We start from the raw sequence: 24,599 nt of genomic DNA, 5'->3' as shown, positions 1-24,599 counted from the left end.
TCGTCATACACAAATCTAACTGACTATCGTGCCGATGCTCCGCGTCGGCATGCAGCTCCGGACGCTCTGCGTCCTCTGTGTAGCGCTCTGCGTCGTAAAGCGGTTCTGCGATGTCAGTTAGATATGTTTGCGACTCAAGGCACCTTTTCGCCCCTCGGCGAGTTACTTTGATGGGGCCAAAGTAACCAAACCCCCTGGCTCCGTTTCCGGCCCGGCTTCGTCGGGTTCCTTCGTCCTGACACTGATCCGGCGGTCGCCGCAACGGGCCATCCATGGCCCGGTGCGGCTAGCCCGGCGTCCTGCCGGGCTACCCCCGGATCAGCGCCAGGACTCAGCCGACACTTACGTCGCACTCTGCGTCGTCTGTGCCATCGCGGTTGAAAAGCATTTCGCTGGCAGCAGCTGCGCGTAAGGCATGGACGTTGTGCTGCGGCCAATGCGCTAACGCCTTGGCACGAGGCTCAACCAGATTTATGTATGACGAAGCAAAATCGGAAAGAAGGATTTTTCAAACCCTGAAAAAACAAAAGGGCCATTCAATAATCGAATGACCCTTGGTCCCGCAGAGCGGGAAATCGTGGCGTCCCCTAGGGGACTCGAACCCCTGTTACCGCCGTGAAAGGGCGGTGTCCTAGGCCACTAGACGAAGGGGACGCAAACCTTCAGTCAGGATCACCGAGCGGTGAACCCTGGCAAAATTGGTGGAGCTTAGCGGGATCGAACCGCTGACCTCCTGCATGCCATGCAGGCGCTCTCCCAGCTGAGCTAAAGCCCCGGATTTATCGCCTCGCGGCGGAGATCAACGTTTAAGTATCACTCGGTGAAACTGGCGTCCCCTAGGGGACTCGAACCCCTGTTACCGCCGTGAAAGGGCGGTGTCCTAGGCCACTAGACGAAGGGGACAAAACCTTCTGCAAGAATAACCGGTCGCTGGATCCGGTCATTTCACATCATCTCAAAGCAGTGTAGCTGCACTTTGAAACGCTAAATTTGGTGGAGCTTAGCGGGATCGAACCGCTGACCTCCTGCATGCCATGCAGGCGCTCTCCCAGCTGAGCTAAAGCCCCACATCAGTGGACGGGGCGCATATTAAGCGTGAGTCGCAGGACTGTCAAATTTATTTTTTACAACTTCCAAAGTTTTTTGTCGGTAATACAACCACTTACCCTTCGCCCCCCGGAAAACCGGGAGGCGACTGGCAGGTTCAGGCATTGCCTCAGGCGATGGCCCCCAGAAGCTTTTCCCATTCCTTGTTTTCTTTCTTCGAAACGCCGCCCAGCAAATCCAGCGCCTGACGCAGCCGGAAACGCGTGAGGTCCGGCCCGAGGATCTCCATTGCGTCAGTCACCGAGACCGAGTTGGCCTGACCGGTAATCGCCGCGAACATCAATGGCATGGCATCACGCAGCTTGAGCTCCAGGTGCTCGACGACCGCCTGGATGCAACCCATGATCCGCTCCTTCTCCCACTGGCGCAGTGACTCCAGCTTCCACAGGATCAACTGCATGACCTGGCGCACCTGCTCCGGAGACAGTTTCTTGTGCTCGAACAGCTTGGCATCCGGCGTGACGCCGCCCGCGAAGAAGAAGCCTGCCAGCGGTGCGACCTGGCTGAAGGTTTCCACCCTGCCCTGCACATGCGGCGCGATCTTCATCATGTAGTCGGGGTTCAGCGCCCAGGTTTTCAGGCGCGAGGCGAACTCTTCGACCGGCAGTTCGCGCAGCCACTGGCCATTGAGCCAGGACAGCTTCTCGATATCGAAGATCGGTCCGCCCAGCGAGACACGGGACAGGTCGAAGTTGTCGACCATTTCCTGCAGCGAGAACTTCTCGCGTTCGTCCGGCATCGACCAGCCCATGCGGCCTAGATAGTTGAGCATCGCTTCAGGCATAAAGCCCATACGCTCGTAGAAGGTCACCGAAGTCGGGTTCTTGCGCTTGGACAACTTGCTTTTGTCCGGGTTACGCAGCAGCGGCATGTAGCACAGCTGCGGCTTGTCCCAACCGAAGTATTCGTAGAGCAGGATCAGTTTCGGCGCCGATGGCAGCCATTCTTCACCACGCAGTACGTGGGTGATGCCCATCAGATGGTCGTCAACCACGTTGGCCAGGAAGTAGGTAGGCAGGCCGTCAGTCTTCATCAGGACCTGCATGTCCATGCGGTCCCAAGGGATTTCAACTTCACCGCGCAACATGTCAGGTACTACGCAGACGCCTTCGGTCGGCACTTTCATACGGATCACGTGCGGCTCGCCGGCGTCCAGGCGGCGCTGGACTTCTTCCTTGGAGAGCAGCAAGGCACGGCCGTCGTAACGCGGGGTTTCGCCCTTGGCCTGCTGCTCGGCGCGCATCTCGTCGAGCTCTTCAGCGGTGCAGAAGCACGGGAAAGCATGGCCCAGATCGACCAGTTGCTGCGCGTACTTCTTGTAGATCTCGCCCCGTTCGCTCTGGCGATAGGGGCCGTGTGGACCGCCGACGTCCGGACCTTCACTCCATTCGATGCCCAGCCAGCGCAGTGCATCGAAGATCTGCTGTTCGGACTCGCGGGTCGAGCGCAACTGATCGGTGTCTTCAATGCGCAGAATGAACTCGCCGCCATGCTGTTTGGCAAAGCAGTAGTTGAACAGCGCGATGTAGGCCGTGCCGACGTGGGGGTCGCCCGTGGGCGATGGCGCGATGCGGGTACGAACGGTGGTCATGGAAAATCCCGAAATAGGTCGATCAAGCGCGGAATGTTAACAGGCCGGGGGCATGAGGCTCCAGCAACAAAGGCAATTGCCCGGACGCCTCTCGTTCCTCACGCTTCGCGCCCGGAGTTGTAAACACATTCAGCTGATTATCGTGCCAATGCTCCGCGTTGGCATGCAGTTCGTGACGCTCCGCGTCACACGGCGGTTCTACGCTGTCAGGTGGATTGGGGTCCGGCGCAGGTCACCTTTTCGCCCCTCGGCGACCTACTTTGATGGGGCCAAAGTAGGCAAACCCCCTCGCTCCGTTTCCGGCCCGACTTCGTCGGGTTCCTTCGCCCTGACACTGATCCGGGGGTCGCCGCAACGGGCCATCCATGGCCCGGTGCGGCTAACTCGGCATCCTTGCCGAGTTACCCCCGAATCAGCGCCAGGACTCAGCCGTCACTTACGTCGCACTCTGCGTCGTCAGTGCCATTGCGGTTGAAAAGCACTGCGTTGGCAGCGGCTGCGTGTAAGGCATGGACGTTGTGCTGCGCCACAGATGTGACGCAGAGCGTCATGAACGGCATGCCAACGCAGAGCATTGGCACGATGGTCACCCCGGATTGACGCGAGAGTCGGCTAACAAATCAAACCGTCAGCAAGCGCTCGCGCAGTTTGCCGATTTCGTCGCGCATCTGCGCAGCGGCTTCGAATTCCAGGTCGCGGGCCAGTTGGTACATTTTTTCTTCCAACTGGCGAATGCGCTTGTTGATCTCGCTCGGCGAGCGCAGTTCGTTTTCGTAGCGGGCGTTTTCTTCGGCGGCTTTGGCCATGCCTTTGCGCTTTTTGCTGCGCGAGCCGGGCACGGTGGCGCCTTCCATGATGTCGGCAACGTCCTTGAATACCCCTTTGGGCGTAATGCCATGCTCCAGGTTGAAGGCGATCTGTTTCTCGCGACGTCGCTCGGTTTCGCCGATGGCGCGCTCCATGGAGCCGGTGATGCGATCGGCATACAGGATCGCCCGGCCATTGAGGTTACGCGCTGCCCGGCCAATGGTCTGAATCAGCGAGCGATCAGAACGCAGGAAGCCTTCCTTGTCGGCATCGAGAATCGCCACCAGCGACACTTCCGGCATGTCGAGGCCTTCACGCAGCAGGTTAATGCCCACCAGCACGTCAAACGTACCCAATCGCAGGTCGCGGATGATCTCGACCCGCTCTACCGTGTCGATGTCCGAGTGCAGGTAACGCACCCGCACCCCGTGGTCACTGAGGTAATCGGTCAGGTCCTCGGACATGCGCTTGGTCAACGTGGTGACCAGCACCCGCTCTTCCAGCGCCGCCCGTTTGTGGATTTCCGACAGCAGGTCGTCGACCTGGGTCAGCGCCGGACGGATCTCGATCTGTGGGTCGACCAGGCCGGTCGGGCGAACCACCTGCTCGACCACGCGCCCGGCGTGTTCCGCTTCATAGTTGCCAGGCGTCGCCGAGACAAAGATGGTCTGCGGGCTGATCGCCTCCCACTCGTCAAAGCGCATAGGCCGATTATCCAGCGCCGACGGCAGACGAAAACCATATTCGACGAGGGTTTCCTTGCGTGAACGGTCGCCTTTGTACATCGCGCCGACCTGCGGCACGCTGACGTGGGATTCGTCGATCACCAGCAAGGCGTCGGCAGGCAGGTAGTCGAACAGGGTCGGTGGTGGCGCGCCGGATGGACGACCCGACAGGTAGCGCGAGTAGTTTTCGATGCCATTGCAGTAACCCAGCTCCAGCATCATTTCCAGGTCGAAACGGGTCCGCTGCTCCAGACGCTGGGCTTCCACCAGTTTGTTCTGGCTGCGCAGGTATTCCAGACGCTCCTGCAGCTCGACCTTGATGTTTTCCATCGCTTCGACCAGCGTCTCGCGAGGCGTGACGTAGTGGCTTTTCGGATAGAAGGTAAAGCGCGGCAGCTTGCGGATCACCTCGCCAGTTAGCGGGTCGAACGCCGACAGACTTTCGACTTCGTCATCGAACAGTTCGATGCGGATCGCTTCAAGATCGGATTCGGCCGGGTAGATGTCGATCACATCGCCACGCACCCGAAAGGTCGCACGGGCAAAGTCCATGTCATTGCGGGTGTATTGCAGGTCCGCCAGACGGCGCAGCAAGGCGCGCTGATCGAGTTTGTCGCCGCGATCAATGTGCATGACCATGCGCAGATAGGTTTCCGGGCTGCCCAGACCGTAAATGCACGACACCGTGGTAACGATAATCGCGTCCTTGCGCTCCAGCAGCGCCTTGGTCGCGGACAGTCGCATCTGTTCGATGTGGTCGTTGATCGATGCATCCTTCTCGATGAAGGTGTCCGACGACGGCACATAGGCTTCGGGCTGGTAGTAGTCGTAGTAAGAGACGAAATACTCCACAGCGTTGTTCGGGAAAAACGCCTTGAATTCGCCGTACAACTGCGCGGCCAGGGTCTTGTTCGGCGCCAGTACCAGCGTGGGTCGCTTGATCTGGGAAATAACGTTGGCAATGCTGAACGTCTTGCCCGAGCCGGTCACGCCCAGCAAGGTCTGGTGCGCGAGCCCGGCGTCGATCCCTTCGACCAGTTGGCGAATGGCCTCGGGCTGATCGCCGGCTGGCTCAAAACGGGTAACGAGCTGGAACTCGGACATAACTGACCTCTTGATTGATTCGCGTGTACGTCGTGCGCGTAAAGCCGCTCGCAACCTGCACGCTTAAAGGGTTCGCCCCCTGCATCAATAGCGCAGTGACGAAAGCACCGCCAACGGCTACTCCCGCCAGGGAGCAGACGTGCGATGTTTTGAAGTGATGGCTAATAGATGGAGTCATATATCAGCCTTTCAAGGCATGCACTTAAAGCATTGAGGTTTTAACGGGACGAACGTTCTGCAAATATGCGCAAAAACCGTGAAAAAACCCGCCCCGCCCTGTCGCCCGGCGCGGGGATGCTCTCTATACTAGCCCCTGTTTACGCACCGCTTTGGCGCATCAAGCCGCAGCGTGTAGCCCCTTCCCACTCTTCATCAAGAGCCGCCGCACAATGAGCCTGTTCTCCGCTGTCGAAATGGCACCCCGCGATCCGATCCTGGGTATCAACGAAGCATTCAACGCCGACACCCGCACCACCAAGGTCAATCTTGGCGTGGGCGTCTATTGTGATGAAGACGGGCGCATTCCTCTGCTGCGTGCCGTGGCTGAAGCTGAAAAAACCCGTGTCGCCCAGCATGCGCCGCGCGGCTACCTGCCGATCGACGGCATTGCCGCCTACGACCAGGCCGTGCAGAAACTGCTGCTGGGTGCCGATTCGCCGTTGATCGCTTCAGGCCGAGTGCTGACCACTCAATCGGTAGGCGGCACGGGCGCCCTGAAGATCGGTGCCGACTTCCTCAAGCAACTGCTGCCCCACGCCGTGGTCGCCATCAGTGACCCGAGCTGGGAAAACCACCGTGCACTGTTCGAAACTGCCGGTTTCCCAGTGCACAACTATCGCTACTACGACGCGGCCACTCATGATGTGAACCGCGCCGGCATGCTCGAAGACCTGCAGAACCTGCCGGACAACTCGATCGTCGTGCTGCACGCCTGCTGCCACAACCCGACCGGCGTCGACCTGAGCCTGGACGACTGGAAAAAAGTACTGGAAGTGGTCAAGGCCAAAAAGCACGTACCGTTTCTCGACATGGCTTATCAGGGCTTTGGCCAAGGCATTCAGGAAGACGCCCTGGCGGTGCGCCTGTTCGCCGAGTCGGGTCTGACCTTCTTCGCCTCCAGCTCGTTCTCCAAATCGCTTTCGCTGTACGGCGAGCGTGTCGGTGCGCTGTCGATCATCACTGAATCGAAAGAAGAAACCACCCGCGTCCTGTCGCAGGTCAAGCGCGTGATCCGTACCAACTACTCCAACCCGCCCACCCATGGCGCGATCATTTCTGCTGCCGTTCTTAACGACCCGGCATTGCGTGCCATGTGGGAAGAAGAACTCGGCGAAATGCGCGTGCGCATCCAGGGCATGCGCAAGGCGATGGTCGAGCGTCTGGCCGACAACCCGGCCAGCCAGGATTTCAGCTTTGTCGGCCGCCAGTGCGGCATGTTCTCCTACTCCGGCCTGACCGCCGCCCAGGCCCAGCGCCTGCGCAGTGAATTCGGCATCTACGCACTGGATACCGGGCGTATCTGCGTGGCGGCGCTGAACCAGAAGAACATTGACGTGGTGTGTGACGCGATCAAGCAGGTGCTTTAACTGCGCTGCGCGCATCTGTAGGAGCGAACTTGTTCGCGAAGGCTATATTTCAGTCAATGCATCTCATGCAACTGTAACGCCCCCTTCGCGAACATCGCGCCCCTCACTGGCCTCACACGCAAAATTCCATCTTTCGCCACCGTTCGGCAACTGAATCGAACGATCCATATGACTACCTCTCGAAACTCTGTCAGACCCTTTTCTGAAACAGATATCGAGGTATTCATGTCTACCGAACCGCAACGTCAGAAAGAACCGACACCTAATCAGGACGCCCCTGCCGGGCCAGGCGCAGACCGCAACGATCCGGCCATCGAGCCACAGGTTGCGGACGTGAAACCGGAGACGGAGAAAGGCCACGGCCCGAATCAGGGCCAGACCCCTGCACCCAGCCAAAGCCAGTCGCAAAGCCAAAGCCAGTCATCCAGCGACAGCGCCTATGTACCGAACCACGAACTGGAGGGCCAAAAACCCGAGGATCAGCGCAATCACCAGCAGACGCAAGGTGTCGACGCCGATATAGACACTCAGGGTGGCTGAGTACAGAAAAGAGCATTTGGGCCGCATGGCCCAAACGCTTTTTCAGAATGCCTGCTGATCCCACTATTCCTTGATCACCTGCACCTGATACGCCGGATCAGCCTTTATCTGCTGCTCGGTGAACGGCAGCGTAATCCACTGTTTTTTCGAAAACGCTTCGGTCTGATCACCCGAATGCGCGGACTGCGGGTTACTCGACTCGGAAAACGCCAGTAAACCCTGCGCCTTGGGGCCCTGTTCATCGAATGTCACCACCTGCAGATAGCTGGTGCCGCTGACCACTTCGCGCTTGCCGCCCTTACCAGCAACAGTCTGCATCGCGTTGTAGATGCCTAGCCCGGCCGGGCCGCCATGAATCGGGATCGGCTTGCCGCTGATGCTCGATACCTGAATATCACCCCATGTACTGTCAGCCGACAGCCCGGCCCTGGCCACCTCATCCACCGCCGCAAGCATGGCGGCGCGTAGCGCTGTGGCAACCTGGGCATTTTCCATCGCCAGCCCGCTCGGCGTATGAACCGGGTCCTGCGGGTCGAACGCTACGCGCCAGCGCGAGGCGACGGCCTGCATGGAGGTCACGATCCGCTGGAAGTACACAAATCCGATGCCGCTGTTCAGGTCAGCGCGCCCGTCCCAGGCTTTCAGTGCAGCGCACAACGGCGCCAGACGCGCTGCGTCGTCACCCAGCTCCGAGACGCAAAACTTCAGCAGATCGGGCAGCACCTGCCCTGCCTGATACACCTCGTTGTCCATGACCATCGCCTGCAGGTTCTCGACGCTGACCTTCCCCGCCTTCTCAAGGCTGCTCAGCCGATCCAGCGCAAAACGCGCCCGCTGGCCCAGTGGCTGACCGTCCTGACTGATCAGGGGCGAAAAGTTCTTCAACGGCATAGCCGGGTTGACCATCCAGGCCGAATCGTTGGAGTGCTGCACGAAATCGGTCCGTAGCAGTTGCGGCTGACGCGACGACGGGTAAATACCTGCTTGGGCCGCCTCGGGGGACACGTCCCAGTTGCACTCACTGCGCGAACCGTCGAGCACGATCAGTTCGGTGCCGATTCGTGGATCACTGCATCTGGCGAGCTTCGCGGCATCCACGTTCGGCACCACCGAGAGGTTCATGTACAGCGCCTGCCCCTTGGCATCGACCGCCAGCGTGTTAACCCACGGGATGCCCTGAGTCTTGTGCACCGAATCCTGAAACGCCTTGAGGCTGTCGGCCTTGTCCATTGCATACCACTGCTGCAACACGCGGTCGTTTTCCAGGTTGGCATCGCGCAGGCTGAACGCGAACTTGTCGTCCCAGTCCAGCTTGCCCGGCCATTGCACCACCGGACCGAACTTCGATGAATAGATGATGCGCGGCACAGCCTTGAGGCTGCCGTCCGGCTGCTTCACCTCGACACTGATCTGCTGCTTGCCCATTGCTACCGATTTGCCGTCAAGCAAGTAGCGAGTCGAGTCCTTCGGATCAAGCTGCAAACGGTGCAGCGTGAAGTGTTTCGACGTGTCGACGGTATGGCTCCAGGCCAGATGCCGGTTGAAACCGATGTTGATCAACGGCAGACCCGGCAATGCCGCGCCCATCACGTCCAGTTTGCCGGGAATGGTCAGGTGCATCTGGTAGAAGCGCATACCGCCGCCCCACGGAAAGTGTGGATTGGCCAACAGCATGCCGCGCCCGTTGGCAGACAGATCACGCCCCACCGCCACGGCATTGCTGCCGCGCTCCAGCGCAAACCGTTCGTTGCGGGCAGCGGCCAGTTGCAGCGCTCCAGCCTGCTGACTATCAACCTGCAAAGGCTTTTGCGCAGAAGGCGGTTTGGCACCGGCAAAGGCTTCAGTGAACTGCCCTACTCCGCCCTCGACCAGCAGGCGACGCGTCAGGTGCACCAGATCGTCAGTGCTGATCGGGCGCACCCACTCGGCCGCGCACGCTGGCGGCAGGCCCTTGCTGTTCTGCTCAGCCAGAGAGCGGTTGTAACCGGCGACATAGCCCTGCATCAACTGGCGAATTTCCGGCGGCTGGGCCTTCCAGAAATCCGCCAGCGCTTCTGGCGTATTAAGCCACTTGAACAGCAGGTCGCTGGCCATGTTGTTGCGCTGTTCCAGGGTTGCCTTGTCCGGCCCGAAATACCGCGAGCGCTCGCCATTGACCGTGACGATTTCATTGGCCAGCAGGCATAGATTGTCCTGCGCATAAGCGTAACCGATGCCATAGCCCAAGCCTCGCTCGTCATCAGCGACGATGTGCGGCACGCCAAAGCCGGTGCGCCGGATCTCGGCGCTGGCGGCCTTATGCTCGGGCACAACCAGCGCTTGCGCAGGCAGAATCACAGCGAACGAAAGGCCTGCAAAAACAAAACCGGGCAGTGTTCTGGAAATAATCACGGCGACTCCACTCGACAAGACGACCCGAATTAGCCGCTCCCGTTAAACGAAGTACGGGGGCGGATTTTTAGCTGAATCGTGCAACCGGTGCACGACGCTAAATTCCTGCGTCCATTCCTCGTTTAAAGGGCAGCTCTCGTGGCCGTCGCGCGTCGACCGGCTGCTCTCCCAGCGCAGGAATCTGCATGAAACGCTCTCGATACCCTCGACGCGCCCTCCTCGTGGCGCTGTGCCTGTTTCCGGTCATTGCCTTGTGTGCCTGGCAGATCCTGCCCGATGGCAACGGCCATGCATCAACCGTGACGGTGACCCGCAGCAGCATCGAAAACAGCGTGACTGCGCTGGGCACCCTGCAACCGCGCAGCTATGTAGACGTGGGGTCGCAGGCCAGCGGGCAGATCCTGAAAATCCACGCCCAGGTCGGTGATCAGGTCAAGGAAGGCGACTTGCTGGTGGAAATCGACCCTTCGACACAAAAAGCCAAACTCGACGCCGCGCGTTACGCCATCGACAACCTCAAGGCCCAGCTCCAGGAACAACGTGCGCTGCACGAACTGGCCGAGCAGAAGCAGCAACGCCAGAAAAGCCTGGCGGCGGGCGGTGCCACGCGCGCCGAAGACGTGCAGGCAGCACAATCGGAGTTTCGTGCCACGCAGGCACGGGTCGACATGTTCAAGGCGCAGATCCTCGAAGCCCAGGCCGCGTTGCGCAGTGACGAAGCGGCGCTGGGTTACACACGCATTTACGCACCCATGAGCGGCACGGTGGTCGCGCTGGATGCCCGCGAAGGCCAGACGCTGAACGCGCAACAACAGACTCCACTGATCCTGCGCATCGCCCGGCTGTCGCCGATGACTGTGTGGGCCGAAGTCTCGGAGGCCGACATCGGCCACGTCAAACCGGGGATGACGGCTTATTTCACCACGCTCAGTGGCGGCAACCGGCGCTGGAGCAGCACTGTGCGGCAGATTCTGCCAGTGCCGCCCAGGCCGCTGGACCAGGCCAATCAGGGCGGCGGCAGCCCGAGCAGTTCGCGCAAGAGCGGTGGCGGCCGGGTGGTGCTCTATACCGTGTTACTGGACGTCGACAACAGCGATCAAGCGCTGATGGCAGAAATGACCGCACAAATCTTCTTTGTCGCCAGCAAAGCCGAAAACACCCTCACTGCGCCGCTCGCGGCCCTGCAAAACGGTTCGCAGGCCGATGTTCAGACCGCACAGGTGCTGGCCGCCAATGGCGAAGTACAGAGTCGCCAGGTACGCACCGGGATCAGCGACCGGTTACGGGTACAGATTCTCGAGGGCTTGAATGAAGGTGACCGCCTGCTGATGCCCCCGACTGTCGGCAGCGGAGGCTGAATGCACACGCCGCTGATCGACCTGCGGGACATCCGCAAATCCTACGGCGGTGGTGACAGCCCGCTGGTCAACGTGCTGCGCGGCATAGACCTGTCGATTCATGCCGGTGAGTTCGTGGCGATTGTCGGCGCGTCCGGCTCCGGCAAGTCGACACTGATGAATATTCTCGGCTGCCTGGACCGCCCGACCTCGGGCGAATACCTGTTTGCCGGGGAAAACGTTGCCGAACTCGGCAGCGACGAACTGGCCTGGCTGCGTCGTGAAGCGTTCGGCTTCGTATTTCAGGGCTACCACCTGATACCGTCCGGCTCGGCGCAGGAAAACGTCGAGATGCCAGCGATCTACGCCGGGACGCCTGCCGCCGAACGCCACGCCCGGGCCGCCGCCCTGCTCGACCGTCTGGGTCTGGCATCACGCACCGGCAACCGTCCGCATCAGTTGTCCGGCGGCCAGCAACAACGGGTGTCCATCGCCCGCGCCCTGATGAACGGCGGGCACATCATTCTTGCCGACGAACCCACCGGCGCGCTGGACAGCCACAGCGGCGCGGAGGTCATGACCCTGCTCGACGAACTGGCCAGCCAAGGCCACGTGGTGATCCTGATTACTCACGACCGAGCGGTGGCGGCACGCGCCAATCGGGTCATCGAGATCAGCGACGGGCTGGTGATCAGCGATACCGCTCGGGATGTTTCTGACGTGCAGCGCTCAGCCAATCCAGCCGCGCTGCAAGCGGTCGATCTGCGCAAGCGCCTGAGCGAGGGCAGCGGCAGTCGAGGTGCCTGGAAAGGCGAACTGCTCGATGCGATTCAGGCCGCGTGGCGGGTCATGTGGATCAACCGTTTTCGTACTGCGCTGACCTTGCTGGGCATTGTCATCGGCGTCGCGTCGGTGGTGGTCATGCTCGCGGTCGGTGAAGGCAGCAAGCGTCAGGTCATGGCGCAGATGTCTTCGTTCGGCTCCAACATCATTTACCTCAACGGCAAGGCTCCTAACCCGCGCGCGCCCAAAGGCATCATCACGCTGGAAGAAGTCGCAGCGCTGGGCGAACTGCCCGAGGTCAAAATGATCATGCCGGTCAACGGCGGACAGGCCGGGGTACGCTTCGGCAATGTCGATCACTCCAGCTACGTTGGCGGCAACGACACACACTTCCCGGCCATCTTCAACTGGCCGGTGGTGGAAGGCAGCTACTTCAGCGAGGCCGATGAGCAGAGCGCTGCCGCCGTGGCGGTGATTGGTTACAAAGTCCGCCAGAAGCTGTTCGGCGAGCACACTGACCCTGTCGGTCAGTACATCCTCATTGAAAACGTGCCCTTTCAGGTGGTCGGTGTGCTCCAGGAAAAAGGCGCAACCTCGGGCGATCTGGACAGTGACAATCGCATCGCCATTCCGTACTCGTCGGCGAGCATTCGCCTGTTCGGCACGCAAGACCCGGAATACATCACCATCGCCACCCGCGACGCCAACAACGTCAAGCAGGCCGAAATGGCGATTCGCACCCTGCTGCAACGTCTGCATAACGGCAAGCAGGATTATGAGCTGACCAATAACGCGGCGATGATCCAGGCCGAAGCACGGACTCAGAACACCCTGTCGTTGATGCTTGGCTCGATTGCCGCCATCTCGCTGCTGGTCGGCGGTATCGGGGTGATGAATATCATGCTGATGACCGTGCGTGAACGAACCCGCGAGATCGGTATTCGCATGGCCACCGGGGCGCGACAGAGCGACATTCTGCGTCAGTTCCTCACCGAAGCGGTGATGCTCTCGGTGGTCGGCGGGCTGGCCGGTATCGTGCTGGCGCTGGGGATGGGCGCGGCGTTGTTACTGAGCAAGGTCGCGGTGGCCTTCACCCTGCCTGCAGTGGTTGGCGCCTTTGCCTGCGCGCTGGTCACCGGCGTTATTTTCGGCTTCATGCCGGCCCGCAAGGCTGCCCGCCTCGACCCGGTGGCGGCCCTTACCAGTGAATGATCATTTGATGAAGCCATGCCTTTCCCTGCTGACGGTCTGTCTGTTGCTGAGCGCCTGCCATACGCCCGCCCCACGCCTGGACAGCGGCGTCCAGCCTCCTGCGAGCTGGGCGTTCGCCGAGCTCGCTGCCAGCCAGCGCAGCGACGCCCAGTGGTGGCAAGGGTTCGGCAGCCAGGAACTGAACCGTCTTGTCGCCCAGGCCAGTCGTGACAGCCATGAAGTCGCGGCGGCGATGGCGCGGGTGCGTCAGGCTCAGGCGACTGCCATCATCGGCGGCGCGCCGTTACTGCCGGAGCTGGCTTTCGACTTGCGCGGCCAACGCAACAAGTTTGTGCGCAACAGCGACCGCAAGGCCAACCCTTCCGATGACAACAACACCAACAACTTCACCAGCGACCTGACTGCCAGCTATGAGGTGGATTTCTGGGGCGGGATTGCTGCGGAACGTGACAGCGCGGCACAAGGCCTGCGCGCCAGCGAGTTCGATCAGGCGACTGTGGAGCTGACGTTGCTCAGCAACGTTGCCGACCGCTATGCACAAACCCTGGCAGCGCGTAAGCAAGGCCGGATCGCCGGGCTGAACCTGGCCAATGCGCAGAGCGTGCTGCGGTTGGTACAGACCCGCTATGACTCAGGTTCGGCCACGGCACTGGAACTGGCGCAGCAGAAGAATCTGGTCGCCACCCAGCAGCGTGAATTGCCGCGGATTCAGCAACTGGCCAACGAACAATTGATCACTCTCGCGGCACTGCTCGGTCAGCCGGTGCAGAACCTCAAGCTGAGCGATCAGGCCTTTGACACTCTGAACTGGCCGGACATCGGCGCAGGCGTGCCCAGCGACCTGCTGACCCGGCGTCCGGATCTGGCCAAAGCAGAAGCCGAACTGGCAGCAGCGCAGGCCGACGTCACAGTGGCGCGTGCGGCGATGCTGCCGAAACTGACGCTGAGCGCCCGGCTGGGCACCGAAACCACGCGCGCCGAAGACTGGCTGCGTGCGCCGTTCAGTAGCCTGGCGGCCGGTCTGGTGGGGCCGATCTTCAACAATGGGCGTCTGGGGGCTGAACGCGACAAGGCCACGGCGCGTCAGGAAGAACTGCTGGAAACCTATCGCGGCGCGATCATCAACAGCTTCGCCGACGTGGAAAAAGCCCTGAACAGCATCAGCGGCCTGGACCAGCAACGCTACTGGCATGAAGAAGAGCTCAAGCAGGCGCAGACCGCCTTCCGCATCGCGCAGAGCCGCTACGAAGCCGGTGCCGAGGACTTGCTCACCGTGCTGGAAACCCAACGCACGCTGTACCTGGCACAGGACGTAAGTGTGCAACTGCGGCTGGCGCGAGTGCAGGCGAGCATTGCGTTATACAAAGCGCTGGGCGGAGGTTGGCAGGTAAACGATCTATCGTGCGCCGCTCCGCGTCGTCATGCCGTTCAGGACGCTCCGCGTCCTCTTTGCGACGCAGAGCGTCGAGAACTGCGCTCCCAAGCTGGAGCGTAGGGAACGATAACCTCAACGATCGTGCGACGCTCCGCGTCGGCACGCCGTTCAGGACGCTCCGCGTCCTCTTGCGACGCAGAGCGTTGCGAACTGCGCTCCCACGCTGCAGCGTAGGGAACGATAATCCCACTACCGCTCGCTAAAACCACCTGTCTGGCAACAGGTTGCGCGCATACCATGGCCGGCGCGGTACGCGCCGCAGCAGGTTGCTGAGCGTGTCATCCGCAGCAAAGGTAATGCGCAGTGCGAGCTTCATGACTTCCGGGTCCATTTCCATGCTCGTGCCAGCAGCCTGCCCAGGCACGGTGCTGCAACCATGGGTTTCCGGACCCAGCCACGGGTCGCTGACTTCAACCCAGCGGCCTGGCGCGAACCATGGCACGCCGTTGACCTCCAGGCGTTTCACTTCGCCCGGATGAAAGCGTTCATGGGCGCGATACCAGTCGTCGATTCGGTCGTCGATCCAGCCATGGAACATCCAGAACACCGGGTTCACATGGGACGAAAACGGGTCGGCCAGAAAGTCGTTTTCCGGCTCGAACCAGCGCTCGGCGAAGTCGTCCGAGCGTCGCGCCATCGGCACCGGCTGGCCATTGGCAGGGTCGCGGGCCACTGAGGCCCAGCGCATGTGCAGCCAATCGTGCAGTTCCAGCTCGACCTGAGAACCAAACTGCCCCAACGTCAGCTTCGACAGAAAACGTGGATCGCGGTACTGCGATTCCCACACCTGAAAATGCGTGTGGTACGTCTCGTGGCTTTTGATGTCGCTGACCAGTTGTGTGTATTCCTCATCACCCTGCGCCAGCCAGTTGGGCGGCAAGGCGCAGCCATCGTGATTGTCGAAGTAGCGGGCAAAGCCCAGGCGGTCACGTTCCAGCTCCGGCTGGGGCAATGGAAAGCGCGGCCATGACGGCAGGTCCTGAATCTTGCGGGCCTGAATCAGCATGTGCCGGTGCATGTAGAAAAAGTCTTCGCCCGAGCCGTTGCGGTCCTTGTGCGCGCCACGGGCATCGCGCTCTTTCTCGCGCGGCCCCGGCTGCCAACCGATGCCGCGCAAGGCATCGCGCTTGTCTTCAGGCAGCTTGTGCCATTTGTCTCGCGAGGCGTGCCAGAGTTGATGGAACAGGCGGTGTTCTTTGGAAACCAGCCAGGCCAGAAATGGCGGGCTCAAACCGACTCGCTCCCGCGCCTCCGGAAACACCTGCTTGATTGCGATCAGACGGTTTTCCAGTTCCGGCAGGGCCAGCGGCCGATCCAGTCGTTCGATACGCCCGCTCAATGTTCCGCTGCCCGCATTGCCGAACGCGCCCCAGACTTCATCGAGGGTCAGGCTGAATTCGTAATCCGGGGTGTCGCTGTGCGGATCATTGCCCGCATGGCCGTCCATGACCCGCAGATAGAGTTTTGCCGCATTGGCCGGTTGCAGGTCGCCAATCACCCGGAAGCGCGGCATTCCATCGCTGCGCAACTGCTCGGCAGTATCGATGTAGCCCCGCACACCACGTCCACGTGGGGCAATGTCGAGAAACAGTTCCAGGCCTTCCAGCGGTGCACCGCTCAGACCGGCATCGCGCCCCTCGAAACGCAGCGTCCACACCCCGCGCAATTTGTCGGCCAGGCGTCGAGTAGACGTATCCGCAGGCCCGGCCGTGGCCTCACCCGGCGTGACGGGCTCCTCGACACGGGTGAGCTCCCGATGCGCGTAATACGCAGCCGGAACCACTGCGCCGGTCAGCGCCAGCCCTGCTATGAACCCTCGTCGAGAAATCGTCATTGCCTACCTGTTCCAACCCGAGACCGCCGTTATCCAAGCTAGAACGTAAAACCGGCAGACAAATTTAGCTCTGCGCCTGCACGCACAACCCTGCGCTAAATTTTTCGGCCATCCGCTCGTTCCCTCCAGATAGCAACGGCCCTCGTGCCCGCTTCGCAACGATTATTTAAACGAGACGGAAATGACAAGACCGCGTTGGAAAATGGCTCTCTTCATCGGCCTGCCGCTGGCTCTGGCAATCAGTGCAGGCGCGGGTTACCTGGCCTGGAACTACTGGTCGCCCGCCGGTTATCCGGTGAAGATCATGAGGCAGGCCGACGACCTGCAAGAGCGGGTCATTTCCTTCGACAGTCACATCACTGTGCCGATGAAATTCGGCAGCGAGGGCAACGAAGCAGACAAGGACGGTTCGGGGCAATTCGACCTGGTAAAAGCAGCCCGCGGGAGGCTGTCCGGCGCGGCGCTGACGGTTTTCGGCTGGCCGGAAATCTGGAACGGCGACAACGCACCGCATCGGCCGACGCCCGGTTTTGTCGACGAAGCGCGCCATCAGCAGGAAGTGCGCTACAAGATCATCACCGGCATGGTTCGCGACTTCCCCAATCAGGTCGGCATCGCCTATACCCCGGACGACATGCGCCGTCTGCACGGCGAGGGCAAGTTTGCGATCTTCATCAGCATGCTCAACGCCTACCCGCTGGGCGATGACCTGAGCCTGCTCGACCACTGGACCGCGCGTGGCATGCGCATGTTCGGTTTCAGCTACGTCGGTAATAACAGCTGGGCCGATTCTTCGCGTCCCCTGCCCTTCCTCAACGACACGCCCGACGCGCTGGGCGGCCTGTCGGAGATCGGCAAGCAGGCCGTGCAGCGCCTCAATGACCTGGGCGTGATCATCGACGTGTCGCAGATGTCGAGCAAGGCGCTGCTGCAGGTCAGCCAGCTGAGCCGCACGCCCATGGTCGCCTCGCACTCCGCGCCGCGCGCGCTGGTGGACATCCCGCGCAACCTCAGTGACGAGGAAATGCAGCTCATCAAACAGAGCGGCGGCGTGGTGCAGATCGTGGCATTTCCGGCCTATTTGAAGCCGCTGAGCCAGAACACCCAGGACAAGCTCAACGCCCTGCGCAAGGACTTCGACCTGCCGCCGCTGCCGAACCTGGCCATGGCGCTGATGCCCGGCGACGCGATCATCACCGTCTGGCCAGAACAGCGCTTCGGTGCCTACGCCAGCAAGCTGTACGCGATTCTTGAAGAAGAGCCCAAGGCCACCGTCAAGGACTTCGTCGACGCCATTGATTACACGGTGAGAAAGATCGGCATCGACCATGTCGGCATCAGCTCCGACTTCAACGACGGTGGCGGCGTGAAAGGCTTCAACGACGTCAGCGAAATTCGCAACGTCACCGCCGAGCTGATTCAGCGTGGTTACGCCGAGGCGGATATCACCAAACTCTGGGGCGGCAATTTCCTGCGCGTCTGGGAGCAGGTTCAGGCCTCGGCGCATCCGGTGGCCAAACCATGACGCTTTCTAACGCCGTTACTCGTTCATCAGGCGAAACCGCTCATGACTGACCGCAGAACCTTTCTCAAGCAGGCCGGGTTACTGGCTGCCGCCCTGCCACTGGGCTCCAGCCTGGCAACAGCCGCACCCACCGCACCTGAGCCGCTGGCCGCAGACAAATGGGCGCGCCTGAAGCAGCTGTTCAATCAGGACCCGGATTACGTCCACTTTTCCAACTTCCTGATCACCTCGCACCCGAAACCGGTGCGCGACGCCATTGAGCAGCATCGTGCGCACATCGACCGTAATCCCGGTCTGGCGATGGATTGGGACCTACAGGAAACCGAGCGCCGCGAACACGAGGTTCGCGTCTGGGCAGGCAACTACCTGAACGCCCAGCCCGGCCAGATCGCCCTGACCGGCAGCACCACTGAAGGGCTGGCGATCATCTACGGCGGCCTGCATGTGCGCCCCGATCAGGAAATCCTGACCACCGAGCACGAGCATTCCTGCACCCGCGATATCCTCAAATTCCGTCAACAGCGCGAAGGCACACAGGTGCGCAAGATTCGCCTGTTCAAGGACCCGGCCACTGTTTCGGCAGACGAGATCATCGGCTCCATCGCGCGCAGCATTCAGCCGAAGACGCGAGTGCTGGGCATGACCTGGGTGCAGTCGGGCAGCGGCGTGAAACTGCCGATTGGTGCCATCGGTGATCTGGTCGAAGAACACAACCGCAACCGCGACGACAAGGACCGCATTCTGTACGTGGTCGACGGCGTACACGGGTTTGGCGTCGAGAACCTGGATTTCCCCGAGATGAAGTGCGACTTCTACGTTGCGGGTACGCACAAGTGGATGTTCGGCCCACGCGGCACCGGCATCGTCTGCGCCCGTTCGGAGCAGGTGAAAAACCTCACCCCGCTGATCCCGACGTTCTCGGAAGCGAGTAACTTCGGCACGATCATGACGCCCGGCGGCTATCACTCGTTCGAACACCGCTGGGCGCTGAACGAAGCCTTCAAACTGCACCTGCAACTGGGCAAGGCTGACGTGCAGGCGCGCATTCACGAGCTCAACAGCTACCTCAAGCAGCGTCTTCAGGCACAGCCGACTGTCGAACTGGTGACGCCAATGGACCCTGCGCTGTCGGCGGGCTTCAGCTTTTTCCGGCTCAAGGGTCAGCCGTGCGACGAGGTGGCGGCGTGGCTGATGAAGCAACGCATGGTGGTCGATGCCGTGAGCCGCGATGTCGGCCCGGTGGTACGCACTGCGCCGGGGCTGCTGAACAGCGAGGCTGAGATCGACCGTTTTATGGCCCTGCTCAGTCAACGCACCTGATGCGCCCGCACTGAACCCATTGTTTTCCGTTTCCTTCGAGACCCGTCATGAAAAAAACACTGCTGTCCCTTTCCGCCGTGCTCGGCCTGTTGCTGGGCGACACCGCCCTTGCCGCTACAACCGAACCGGTGCCCGCATCGGGGAAGACATTCAAGGACTGCAAGGATTGTCCGGAAATGGTCGTGCTGCCTGCGGGCACGTTCACCATGGGCGCGCCCGAAGAAGAAATGGGCCGCCAGCCGGACGAAGGCCCACTGCATGACGTGACATTCGCCAAACCGTTCGCCATCAGCCGCTTTCAGGTGTTGAGCGGCGAATGGGACGCCTACCTCAAAAGCTCCGGTTACAAAATGCCGGACGGCGACACCCGGCCGGGCCGCGAGTGCAAGGCTGGCAAGCCTCGCTATCCGCTGAGCGCGCGCCAGCCCGCCGTGTGCATGGACTGGAACGAAGCCAAGGCGTATGTCGAATGGCTGTCGAAGAAGACCGGTAAGTCTTACCACATGGTCAGCGAAGCCCAGCGCGAATACGCGGCACGCGGCGGCAGCAAGGGCTCTTTCCCGTTCCCGATGGACGAAGGCAAGCCGTACAGCATCGCCAGACACGCCAACACCTACGGCCCGGAAGACGGTTTCAGCTACACCGCACCCGCTGGCAGCTACAGCCCCAACGACTTCGGCATCTACGACGCCCATGGCAACGTCTACGAGTGGACCGCCGATTGCGAGACCAGCAACTACAACGGCGCGCCCACCGACGGCAGCGCGTGGCTGGCCGGTGACTGCACCTGGAAAATGATTCGCGGCAATGACTGGACCGAAGCGCCGATCTTCTCCCGCTCCGGCAACCGCAACAGCCGCCAGCCTGCTGTACGTGGCGACTGGCTGGGCTTTCGGGTCGCGCGCGACCTGTAACGGACCTCATGTGCGCCTGCATTCGACGAATGAAGCGGGCCGCCCTCACGGACACTGACGAGACTCACCATGACCCGCAAAACTGAAAGCCTCGCCCGGGAAACCCTGCGGATCCTCAAGCCGTTCTGGTGGCTGGTGGCGCTGTCGACCGTGCTGGGCATCGTCAGTGGCCTGAGCGTCACCGGCCTGCTGGCCACCATTAACAATGCGCTGAACATGCCTGGCGGACCTGATACGCATACCGCACTGCTGTTCGCCGGGCTGTGTGTGCTGACCCTGGCCTGCTCGACGCTGTCCAACCTGTCGACCAACTATGTCGGCCAGCGCGTGGTCGCCAACCTGCGCCGCGAGCTGGCGGCCAAGGTGTTGGTCGCGCCCATCGAGCAACTGGAGCGTTATCGCTCGCATCGCCTGATTCCAGTGCTGCTCAATGACGTCAACACCATCAGCACCTTCGCCCTGTCGGTCGCGCCGATGGTCATCTCGTTCACCGTCACCCTCGGCTGCCTGACCTATCTGGCGCTGTTGTCCTGGCAGATTCTGGCGCTGACCGTACTCACCGTGGTACTCGGCACTGGCGCGCAGTACCTGGCTCATGCGTTCGGCATGCGCAGTATTCTGGCCGCACGCAACAGCGAAGACGAATTGCAGAAGCACTACCAGGCGCTGTCCGCAGGCGCCAAGGAACTGCGTATTCAGCGCAAACGTCGTCAGCACATGCTCGACGAGAAGATTCATGGTGCCACCGAGCATATCTGCCGCTCGAACATTCGCGCCGCCAACATTTTCGTCAGTGCCGAAACCTTCGGTTCGATGCTGTTCTTTGCCGTGATCGGCATCGCCATCGCCTTCCAGGCCATGTGGCCGACCACTGAAAAGACCGTATTGGGCGGCTTTGTGCTGGTGATGCTGTACATGAAAGGCCCGCTGGAGCGCCTGATTACCGCCTTGCCCGGCATCAGCCGTGCGCAGATCGCCATGCGTCGCATCGCCGAGCTGTCGTGGAAGTTTTCCAATCCTGAACCGCATTTGCTGGTCAACGACCGCACCAATTCACTGGCCAATATGCAGACCCTGGAACTGCACAATTTGCGCTACAACTACCCGCCGGTCGAAGGCAGTGATGCGTTCCATCTGGGCCCGGTGGACCTGAGCATCAAACAGGGCGATATTGTATTTATCGTCGGTGAAAACGGCTGCGGCAAGACCACGTTGATCAAGTTGCTGCTCGGCCTTTACATGCCGCAACAAGGCGAGATTCGCCTGAATGGCAAGGCGGTCACCCCGGAAAATCTCGACGACTATCGCCAGCTGTTCACAACGATTTTTGCCGACTATTACCTGTTCGATGAGCCGCTGCATGGTCAGGCTGCGCTGCCGGAAGACGCCGGCAAGTACCTGGAGCGTCTGGACATCGCGCACAAGGTCAGCATCAAGGACGGCGCTTTTACCACCACCGACCTGTCCACCGGCCAGCGCAAGCGTCTGGCGCTGATCAATGCCTGGCTGGACGAGCGTCAGGTGCTGGTATTCGACGAGTGGGCCGCCGATCAGGACCCGGCGTTCCGCCGGGTGTTCTACACCGAATTGCTGCCGGAACTGAAGCAACAGGGCAAGACCATCATCGTCATCTCTCACGACGACCGCTACTTCTACATCGCCGATCAACTGGTGCGCATGCAGGCGGGCCAGATCCAGGTCGAGCAGGTGCTGAACGAGGCTGCTCCCGCCTGAATCAGCCGTCTTGAAACGCCCCGCCCGGCCGGTCCGCGAGCGGGGCTTTTTCTTTGCTGGCGAAGTCCTTCACGACCAGGCCGGATAGCCAAGCGCTATCTTTTTTCGGGATTTGTGAAAAATTCATTAAATAATCGTTAATCGCTTTCGTTCTCATTAACAGCGAACTGCGTGCACAGCCAATTTCCTGCCTGGTTCCCCATAAAAAAGTTGATCTCGCCTGCCCTGTCGATGGCTGACACAGGCTGCGCAGGCCTGAGCAACGCTCCCGATCGCCTTGCCGATACACACTGGAAAGAGCCAATTCATGCACAACCCGTCACGACTCACCCCGCTCAGCAAAGCGTTGATGCTCAGTCAGATGTTCCGCTCCCGGTCATCCATGGCGGCCATGGGCCTGGCACTTTGCATGCCGGTCGCAACGCAGGCACAGGAAGCCGCCGCAGAGGGCTCGACCACGTCGGGCACAGTCCATCTGGCACCGACCGCAATCGACTCGCAGTACCTGGGCACGACCACCGACGGCACCGGTTCGTACACCACCGGCGCAGTGAGTATTGGCAAGGGCGCGCCGCAATCGCTGCGTGAAACACCGCAGTCAGTGACCGTGGTGACTCGGCAGGTCATGGATGACAACAACCTCAACAGTCTGAGCAAGGTACTGGAAGACACCCCCGGCATAACGTTCCAGTACCGCAACTTTGGCGGCCACGTGTACACCTCGCGTGGCTTCTCGTTGCTGGCGGAGAGCTTCCTGGTCGACGGCGTTGGCGGGCAGGGCTATCAGGTCACCGGCTGGATGCAGCCGGACATGGCGATCTATGATCGCGTGGAAGTGCTGCGCGGTGCGTCCGGCTTGCTGGTCGGCGCAGGTCAGCCTGGGGGCGCGGTCAATCTGGTGCGCAAGCGCCCGACCGCCGATAACAAATTCTCGATCACCACCCGAGCCGGTTCCTGGGACCAGTACCGCGTCGACCTCGACGGCAGCGGCAAACTCAATGACTCAGGCACCCTGCGCGGGCGCATGGTCGCGGCCTACGATGACAGCGGTTCCTACCTGGACGGACGAGACAGCCGCACACCGCTGCTGTACGGCATCGTCGAAGCCGACGTGAGCGATGACACCACCCTGACCATGAGCCTGCGTCGTCAGGAGCAGGTCATCAACGGCTACTCGATCTATGGCCTGCCGCGCTACAGCACCGGCCAGTCACTGGGCCTGTCACGCTCGACCAACCTGGCGCAGAAGTGGAACCGCCATGAGAGCGACATGACCGAGGTGTTTACCGAAGTCGCGCATCGTTTTAATGACGACTGGATCAGCAAGACCTCGTTGACGTATTCGCAGGGTGGGTTTGATCAGAATATTGCGTATGCGCGAGGCACGGTAAACCCCACGACGCTGGCGGGCTCCAACTTTCAAGGCACACTGTTTCGCAAGGACGAGGTCGACAGTTTCGGTCTGAACAGTCAACTGGAAGGCAACTTCAACGCTTTCGGCCTTGAACATCAAGTGACCCTGGGTGCCGACTGGTCGAAGCAGGAGGCCAACACGCATCAGGCTACGGTGACGAGACGGACCGCGATCAACATCTTCGACGTCAACCAGAACGCTTTCGCCAAACCCGCGCGTCCGGCCTGGCAAACCGATATCGACACCACCGAAGAGCGCGCGGGCCTGTACGCCAACACGCGCATTCACCTGAGCGAACCGTTGAGTGTGGTACTCGGCACTCGCTTGAGCTGGTATGACTACAAGTACGATGTCAAAACCGGTGCAGCAAAGGATTACGAGTCCAAACAGACCCAGGAATTCACGCCGTTCGCGGGCCTGATCTACGACATCAACGACAGTTGGTCGTGGTACGCCAGCTATGCAGACATCTTCACGCCGCAAGCCAACTACGTCACTGCTGGTGGCTCACCGCTGGACCCAGCTATCGGCTCCAACTACGAAACCGGTTTCAAGGGTGAACTGTTCGACAAGCGCATGAACCTGTCGATGGCGCTGTTCTACATCAAACAGAAAGATGTGGCGGCTGTGGATCTCGCGGCTCTGGATAACTTTACAACCTGCCCTACCAGTTCCGACGGCTCCTGCTACTTGCAGGACGGCATCAGTCGCAGCAAGGGTATCGACGTCGAAGCCAGCGGCGAAGTGCTGCCGGGGCTGCAAGTGTTCGGCGGCTATACCTTCAACATGCTGCGCAACAACGGCGACTCGGATGTGGCGTACGAAACGCCGAAACACATGCTGCGCCTCAACACCAGCTACAACCTGCCGGGTGCCTGGAACCGCTTGACCCTGGGCGCTGGCGTATCGGTGGATTCGGGCTACGAAGTGCCGTCCAACAAAGAGCTGGGTGTCGCCGGTCGAGCCATCTGGGATGCCCGAGCGTCGTGGAAGCTGGATGAGAACTGGAAGGTGTCGCTCAACGCCGAAAACCTGTTCGACCGCAAGTACTACACCACCTCGATCGCCACCGACCGCTCCAACGTCTACGGCGAACCACGCAGCTACGTTCTGACGTTGCGCGGTGATTTCTGACCTGAGTCTGGCTCCGCAGATCGTGCCCCTGTGTGAGGAACGGTAATCTCAACTATCGTGCGACGCTCTGCGTCGCATGCCTTTCTGGACGCTCTGCGTCCGATCT

At 61.0% G+C, this 24,599-nt stretch carries 15 protein-coding genes and 4 tRNA genes; 10 read left to right on the top strand and 9 right to left on the bottom strand.

Features of this window, described 5'->3' with window-relative positions:
* Window positions 1–578: 578 nt before the first annotated feature.
* The 6 genes from N018_RS09070 to uvrB form a co-directional block, all read right to left on the bottom strand.
* A tRNA-Glu gene (locus N018_RS09070) sits at window positions 579–654 on the bottom strand.
* 45 nt (window positions 655–699) lie between these two features.
* Window positions 700–775 (bottom strand) — tRNA-Ala (locus N018_RS09065).
* Window positions 776–827: 52 nt separating this feature from the next.
* Window positions 828–903: transfer RNA gene (locus N018_RS09060), tRNA-Glu, on the bottom strand.
* 88 nt (window positions 904–991) lie between these two features.
* Window positions 992–1,067, bottom strand: a tRNA-Ala gene (locus N018_RS09055).
* Window positions 1,068–1,216: 149 nt separating this feature from the next.
* Window positions 1,217–2,698, bottom strand: coding sequence for a glutamate--tRNA ligase (gene gltX / locus N018_RS09050; RefSeq protein WP_024647375.1), 1,482 nt, complete (start codon window positions 2,696–2,698; stop codon window positions 1,217–1,219).
* Window positions 2,699–3,318: 620 nt separating this feature from the next.
* Window positions 3,319–5,334 (bottom strand): excinuclease ABC subunit UvrB, encoded by a 2,016-nt coding sequence (gene uvrB / locus N018_RS09045; protein ID WP_025389384.1) that lies wholly within the window; start codon window positions 5,332–5,334, stop codon window positions 3,319–3,321.
* A gap of 389 nt (window positions 5,335–5,723) precedes the next feature.
* On the opposite strand from uvrB, the gene N018_RS09040 reads away from it, so the two are divergent.
* Together N018_RS09040 and N018_RS09035 are read left to right on the top strand one after the other, a co-directional pair.
* Window positions 5,724–6,920 carry an amino acid aminotransferase gene (locus N018_RS09040; RefSeq protein WP_025389383.1) on the top strand — a complete coding sequence of 399 codons (1,197 nt, stop codon included), beginning with the start codon at window positions 5,724–5,726 and terminating at the stop codon, window positions 6,918–6,920.
* Window positions 6,921–7,145: 225 nt separating this feature from the next.
* Window positions 7,146–7,460 (top strand): hypothetical protein, encoded by a 315-nt coding sequence (locus tag N018_RS09035; protein ID WP_025389382.1) that lies wholly within the window; start codon window positions 7,146–7,148, stop codon window positions 7,458–7,460.
* A gap of 63 nt (window positions 7,461–7,523) precedes the next feature.
* On the opposite strand, the gene pvdQ is transcribed toward N018_RS09035, so the two are convergent.
* The gene (pvdQ, locus tag N018_RS09030) at window positions 7,524–9,851 is read right to left on the bottom strand and encodes a bifunctional acylase PvdQ (protein ID WP_025389381.1); all 2,328 of its coding nucleotides are present in this window, start codon (window positions 9,849–9,851) and stop codon (window positions 7,524–7,526) included.
* A 185-nt stretch (window positions 9,852–10,036) separates the two neighbouring features.
* On the opposite strand from pvdQ, the gene N018_RS09025 reads away from it, so the two are divergent.
* From N018_RS09025 to N018_RS09015, 3 genes are read left to right on the top strand one after another with little or no spacing between them, the layout of a single operon-like run.
* On the top strand, window positions 10,037–11,209 hold the full coding sequence (locus tag N018_RS09025; RefSeq protein ID WP_025389380.1) for an efflux RND transporter periplasmic adaptor subunit: 1,173 nt from the start codon (window positions 10,037–10,039) through the stop codon (window positions 11,207–11,209).
* On the top strand, window positions 11,210–13,183 hold the full coding sequence (locus tag N018_RS09020) for a MacB family efflux pump subunit (protein ID WP_025389379.1): 1,974 nt from the start codon (window positions 11,210–11,212) through the stop codon (window positions 13,181–13,183).
* Between the two features lie 7 nt (window positions 13,184–13,190).
* The gene (locus N018_RS09015; protein ID WP_025389378.1) at window positions 13,191–14,678 is read left to right on the top strand and encodes an efflux transporter outer membrane subunit; all 1,488 of its coding nucleotides are present in this window, start codon (window positions 13,191–13,193) and stop codon (window positions 14,676–14,678) included.
* Between the two features lie 139 nt (window positions 14,679–14,817).
* On the opposite strand, the gene pvdP is transcribed toward N018_RS09015, so the two are convergent.
* Window positions 14,818–16,452 (bottom strand): pyoverdine maturation tyrosinase PvdP, encoded by a 1,635-nt coding sequence (gene pvdP / locus N018_RS09010; RefSeq protein WP_025389377.1) that lies wholly within the window; start codon window positions 16,450–16,452, stop codon window positions 14,818–14,820.
* 181 nt (window positions 16,453–16,633) lie between these two features.
* Between pvdP and pvdM the strand changes: the two genes are divergently transcribed.
* The 4 genes from pvdM to N018_RS08990 all read left to right on the top strand — a co-directional run bounded on the left by pvdM (window position 16,634) and on the right by N018_RS08990 (window position 21,945).
* Window positions 16,634–17,977: a pyoverdine-tailoring dipeptidase-like protein PvdM gene (gene pvdM, locus N018_RS09005; protein ID WP_025389376.1), complete on the top strand. Its 1,344-nt coding sequence runs from the start codon at window positions 16,634–16,636 to the stop codon at window positions 17,975–17,977.
* Window positions 17,978–18,019: 42 nt separating this feature from the next.
* A complete protein-coding gene (pvdN, locus tag N018_RS09000) occupies window positions 18,020–19,297 on the top strand; it encodes a pyoverdine-tailoring periplasmic protein PvdN (protein ID WP_025389375.1) in 1,278 nt (425 codons plus the stop codon).
* A gap of 47 nt (window positions 19,298–19,344) precedes the next feature.
* Window positions 19,345–20,211, top strand: a complete 867-nt coding sequence (gene pvdO / locus N018_RS08995) for a dihydropyoverdine dehydrogenase (protein ID WP_025389374.1) — start codon at window positions 19,345–19,347, stop codon at window positions 20,209–20,211.
* A gap of 69 nt (window positions 20,212–20,280) precedes the next feature.
* Entirely contained in the window at window positions 20,281–21,945 is a 1,665-nt protein-coding gene (locus tag N018_RS08990; protein WP_025389373.1) for a cyclic peptide export ABC transporter, read from the top strand.
* A 1-nt stretch (window position 21,946) separates the two neighbouring features.
* On the opposite strand, the gene N018_RS28270 is transcribed toward N018_RS08990, so the two are convergent.
* Entirely contained in the window at window positions 21,947–22,072 is a 126-nt protein-coding gene (locus N018_RS28270) for a hypothetical protein (protein ID WP_267872189.1), read from the bottom strand.
* A gap of 180 nt (window positions 22,073–22,252) precedes the next feature.
* On the opposite strand from N018_RS28270, the gene N018_RS08980 reads away from it, so the two are divergent.
* Window positions 22,253–24,493, top strand: a complete 2,241-nt coding sequence (locus N018_RS08980) for a TonB-dependent siderophore receptor (RefSeq protein ID WP_025389372.1) — start codon at window positions 22,253–22,255, stop codon at window positions 24,491–24,493.
* The last annotated feature ends 106 nt before the right edge of the window (window positions 24,494–24,599 follow it).

Source organism: Pseudomonas syringae CC1557, assembly GCF_000452705.1.
Taxonomy (GTDB): domain Bacteria; phylum Pseudomonadota; class Gammaproteobacteria; order Pseudomonadales; family Pseudomonadaceae; genus Aquipseudomonas; species Aquipseudomonas syringae_F.
Note: the sequence above shows the minus strand (reverse complement) of the source record. Positions and strands in the feature narration are given on the sequence as shown.

Coding starts and splice junctions, on each gene's coding strand:
- pvdO (WP_025389374.1), top strand. CDS start 19,345: ATGAAAAAAACACTGCTGTCCCTTTCCGCCGTGCTCGGCCTGTTGCTG.
- pvdN (WP_025389375.1), top strand. CDS start 18,020: ATGACTGACCGCAGAACCTTTCTCAAGCAGGCCGGGTTACTGGCTGCC.
- N018_RS09020 (WP_025389379.1), top strand. CDS start 11,210: ATGCACACGCCGCTGATCGACCTGCGGGACATCCGCAAATCCTACGGC.
- pvdP (WP_025389377.1), bottom strand. CDS start 16,452: ATGACGATTTCTCGACGAGGGTTCATAGCAGGGCTGGCGCTGACCGGC.
- N018_RS08980 (WP_025389372.1), top strand. CDS start 22,253: ATGCACAACCCGTCACGACTCACCCCGCTCAGCAAAGCGTTGATGCTC.
- N018_RS09035 (WP_025389382.1), top strand. CDS start 7,146: ATGTCTACCGAACCGCAACGTCAGAAAGAACCGACACCTAATCAGGAC.
- N018_RS08990 (WP_025389373.1), top strand. CDS start 20,281: ATGACCCGCAAAACTGAAAGCCTCGCCCGGGAAACCCTGCGGATCCTC.
- N018_RS28270 (WP_267872189.1), bottom strand. CDS start 22,072: ATGAATTTTTCACAAATCCCGAAAAAAGATAGCGCTTGGCTATCCGGC.
- gltX (WP_024647375.1), bottom strand. CDS start 2,698: ATGACCACCGTTCGTACCCGCATCGCGCCATCGCCCACGGGCGACCCC.
- uvrB (WP_025389384.1), bottom strand. CDS start 5,334: ATGTCCGAGTTCCAGCTCGTTACCCGTTTTGAGCCAGCCGGCGATCAG.
- pvdM (WP_025389376.1), top strand. CDS start 16,634: ATGACAAGACCGCGTTGGAAAATGGCTCTCTTCATCGGCCTGCCGCTG.
- N018_RS09015 (WP_025389378.1), top strand. CDS start 13,191: ATGAAGCCATGCCTTTCCCTGCTGACGGTCTGTCTGTTGCTGAGCGCC.
- N018_RS09025 (WP_025389380.1), top strand. CDS start 10,037: ATGAAACGCTCTCGATACCCTCGACGCGCCCTCCTCGTGGCGCTGTGC.
- N018_RS09040 (WP_025389383.1), top strand. CDS start 5,724: ATGAGCCTGTTCTCCGCTGTCGAAATGGCACCCCGCGATCCGATCCTG.